Below are 230 nucleotides of genomic sequence, written 5' to 3'. Positions count from 1 at the left end.
GGCAATCCGGCGGATAGACCAATCTAAGTCCCTTAGGGATTCAATTCGACCACGTTCAGCTAAATTGAGTTGGTGATACTGATTAGATATGATATTCTTAATTCGGGTCATGAAGATACCTCTTTCTTGTTTGTGGTGAATTAAGAATAGGTCTTCATGGCCTTTTTGACTAGTCTGAATAAAGAACTGGTCTAGTAGAGCAGGTGTTGCACTTCAATTTTAAATCGAGG

General features: G+C 39.6%; 1 pseudogene. It reads right to left on the bottom strand.

Features of this window, described 5'->3' with window-relative positions:
- Positions 1-111 (bottom strand): annotated as a pseudogene (locus FC98_RS15470) (IS30 family transposase); the annotation flags it as partial.
- Between the last annotated feature and the right edge of the window lie 119 nt (positions 112-230).

Source organism: Lentilactobacillus kisonensis DSM 19906 = JCM 15041, from assembly GCF_001434135.1.
Classification (GTDB): Bacteria; Bacillota; Bacilli; order Lactobacillales; family Lactobacillaceae; genus Lentilactobacillus; species Lentilactobacillus kisonensis.
The sequence above is the reverse complement of the archived record's forward strand: the minus strand, read 5'-3'. Positions and strand labels throughout refer to the sequence as shown.